Source organism: Pseudoalteromonas sp. SR45-5 (genome assembly GCF_014163565.1).
GTDB classification, from domain to species: Bacteria; Pseudomonadota; Gammaproteobacteria; order Enterobacterales; family Alteromonadaceae; genus Pseudoalteromonas; species Pseudoalteromonas distincta.
Map to the genome: position 1 here is coordinate 1 of NZ_JACJDN010000456.1, position 3,352 is coordinate 3,352.

2 protein-coding genes and 1 pseudogene are annotated in these 3,352 nt (G+C 39.6%); all 3 read right to left on the reverse strand.

Annotated features, from left to right (window positions below; translation table 11 throughout):
- Positions 1–63: 63 nt before the first annotated feature.
- Complete coding sequence (locus H5072_RS15020; RefSeq protein WP_182693978.1) at positions 64–1,578, reverse strand: SpoVR family protein; 1,515 nt, start codon at positions 1,576–1,578, stop codon at positions 64–66.
- 19 nt (positions 1,579–1,597) lie between these two features.
- Positions 1,598–2,881, reverse strand: coding sequence for a YeaH/YhbH family protein (locus tag H5072_RS15025; RefSeq protein ID WP_007375849.1), 1,284 nt, complete (start codon positions 2,879–2,881; stop codon positions 1,598–1,600).
- A gap of 31 nt (positions 2,882–2,912) precedes the next feature.
- A pseudogene (locus tag H5072_RS15030) lies at positions 2,913–3,352 on the reverse strand (PrkA family serine protein kinase); the annotation flags it as partial.

Here is a 3,352-nt window from a genome sequence, read left to right on the forward strand (position 1 = left end):
TACCGTGTTTTTTTACAATCTGCTGAGCAAACCCAATCAGTATGGAAATTGTATTGCCCTTCATTATTGTGTTGTGTGTCGAGAGTCATCTATTGGGCATTGACCAATCATTGAAACCTCACCAGAATTTGACTCTTGCTCTAGTTTTACTTTAAAGCCCCATAATCTGTAAAGATGCTTAAGCACTTCCTCGTGCGAGTTTGCTAAAGGAATATTGTTATGAGGTACATAGCGTAGGGTTAATGAACGGTCACCTCTAATATCAACATCATACACTTGAATGTTAGGCTCATGATTACTTAAATTGTACTGCGCTGAGAGTGCTTCTCTCACTGCCTTATAGCCGTTGTCGTTATGTATTGCGCCAATTTCTAGATGGGGATTATTAGTATGGTCAATAATAGTAAATAATTTAAAATCACGAATTAACTTAGGCGATAAAAACTGGCTAATAAAACTTTCATCTTTAAAGTTTTCCATTGCAAAATGCAGTGTATCTAGCCAGTTACTACCTGCATATTCAGGAAACCAGCGTTTATCTTCTTCAGTTGGGTGTTCACATATTCTGCGAATATCAACCATCATATTAAAGCCTAAAGCATATGGGTTAATGCCTGAATAATACTTACTGTTATAAGGTGGCTGATAAACTACGTTGGTGTGGCTTTGTAAAAACTCTAACATGAAAGAGTCGCTGAGCTTTCCCTCATCATATAAGTGATTAAGGATGGTGTAATGCCAAAAAGTTGCCCAGCCTTCGTTCATTACTTGAGTTTGTTTTTGTGGGTAAAAGTATTGCGAAATTTTACGAACAATACGTATCACTTCACGTTGCCAAGAGTCCAGTAATGGGGCATTTTTTTCAATAAAATACAAAATATTTTCTTGAGGTTCAGAAGGGAAATGGCGGACTTTCTTTTTGGTTTCTTGCTGTTGCTCAGGAATAGTTCGCCATAATTCGTTTACTTGCGATTGAAGGTAGTCTTCGCGCTCTTGTTGGCGTTTTTGCTCTTCAAATAGCGATATTTGTTGTGGACGTTTGTAGCGATCGACCCCGTAATTCATTAATGCATGACATGAGTCGAGTAGGGCTTCTACTTGTGTAATACCATGCTTTTCTTCACAGCGGCTTATGTAGTTTTTAGCAAATACCAAGTAATCAATAATTGAACCTGCATCGGTCCAGGTTTTAAATAAGTAATTACCTTTAAAAAATGAGTTATGTCCGTAACACGCATGTGCCATTACAAGCGCTTGCATAGGTAGGGTGTTTTCTTCCATTAAGTACGCAATACAAGGGTCTGAATTTATCACTATTTCGTAAGCGAGACCCATTTGTCCGCGCTTATAATTTTGCTCTGTTTGGATAAATTTCTTACCGTAAGACCAATGACTGTAGCCAATAGGCATACCAACGCTTGAATAAGCATCCATCATTTGCTCTGCGGTTATCACTTCAATTTGATTAGGGTAGGTGTCTAACCTGTAGTGAGCTGCAACACGGGCAATTTCACCTTGGTACTCATCTAATAAATCAAAGGTCCAATCTGGGCCATCACTCAATCGTTTATCATTCATAATACTACCTCGCTTTTGGCTATGCAGAGTTTTGCTGTTGACGACCTTTTTTAAATAGCTCCCTAAAAATTGGGTAAATATCTTCAACGCTTTGAATATGCTGTATGGCGAAATTATTATGGCTGTGTGTTATTGATTCATATTCGCGCCATAGGCTTTGATGAGCACGAGTGGTTATTTCAATATAAGCAAAATAGCGTACTGCGCTTAAGAGCTTATTACGTAATATTTCACCACACTGCGGGGTGTCGTCCGCCCAATTATCGCCATCAGAGGCTTGTGCGGCGTATACATTCCACTCGTTTGCGTGATAACGCTCTTTTATTATTTCGTTCATTAATTTAAGAGCGCTTGAAACAATAGTGCCGCCAGTTTCTTGGGAGTAAAAAAACTCTTGTTCGTCTACTTCTTTAGCTTGTGTGTGGTGGCGAATATAAACAACTTCTATGTCTTTATAACTGCGCGTTAAAAATTGATAGAGCAAAATATAAAAACGCTTTGCCATGTCTTTTGTTGGCTGATCCATTGAGCCTGACACATCCATAATACAAAACATCACGGCTTTGCTGGTGGGGTGAGGGCGCTTTTCGTAATTACGAAAACGTAAATCGTAGTTATCAATAAACGGAACCGACTTAATTTGCACTTTTAATGCTGCAATTTCTTTTTGTAATAAAGCAATTGCCGCTTTATCGTTATGTGGACCAGCAAGCAGCAGAGCAAGTTGTTCTTCGAGCTCTTTTAAACGGCGTTTTTTACCTGCACTCATGGCAACACGCCGTGCAAGCGAGCCTTGAAGAGAGCGTACAATGTCAATATTACTTGGCATGCCGTCGCTACAAAAACCTGCGCGATGGGTTTTCATTTGCACTAACTTATCAAGCTGGTTCTCTTGTAAGTTAGGAAGTTCTAGATCTTCAAACAGTAAATCAAGGTATTCATCTTTTGATATTGAAAATACAAACTCATCTTGTCCCTCGCCCGAATCGCTGGCGTCACCTTCACCGGCACCACCGCCTTGTCCGCCTTTAGGGCGCTCAATTTTATCACCTGTAGAAAACTGATCGTTACCAGGGTGAATTTGTTCTCTATTCCCGCCTTGCCCTTGATGAAATGTAGGTTCGCTGATATCGCGTTGTGGAATAGAAATACTCTCACCAGAGCTTGAATCGGTAACGCTGCGTTTGTTAATCGCATCTGAAACCGCTTCTTTAATTTGTTTTTTATAGCGCCTAATAAAGCGCTGGCGATTAAGCGTACTTTTATTTTTTCCGTTTAAACGCCTATCTATAAAATGCGCCATATTGACCTCCTAAATACTACGACTATGAAGGTTATTGCGATTTTCTAACCCGTAAATACCACTCAGAAAGCAAGCGAACTTGTTTTTGTGTATAGCCTTTTTCGACCATACGGTTCACAAAGTCTTCGTGCTTTTGCTGATCCTCTGCAGACGTTTTAGTATTAAACGAAATAACAGGGAGTAAATCTTCGGTATTAGAGAACATTTTTTTCTCAATCACCGTGCGTAGTTTTTCGTAGCTTGTCCATAGTGGGTTTTTACCGTTGTTGTGTGCGCGGGCACGCAGTACAAAGTTCACTATTTCATTACGAAAATCTTTAGGGTTAGAAATACCCGCTGGCTTTTCTATTTTTTCAAGTTCAGCGTTTAGCGCTGCGCGGTCAAATAGCTGTCCTGTATCGGGGTCTCGATATTCTTGGTCTTGTATCCAAAAATCTGCATAAATAACATAACGGTCAAAAATATTTTGTC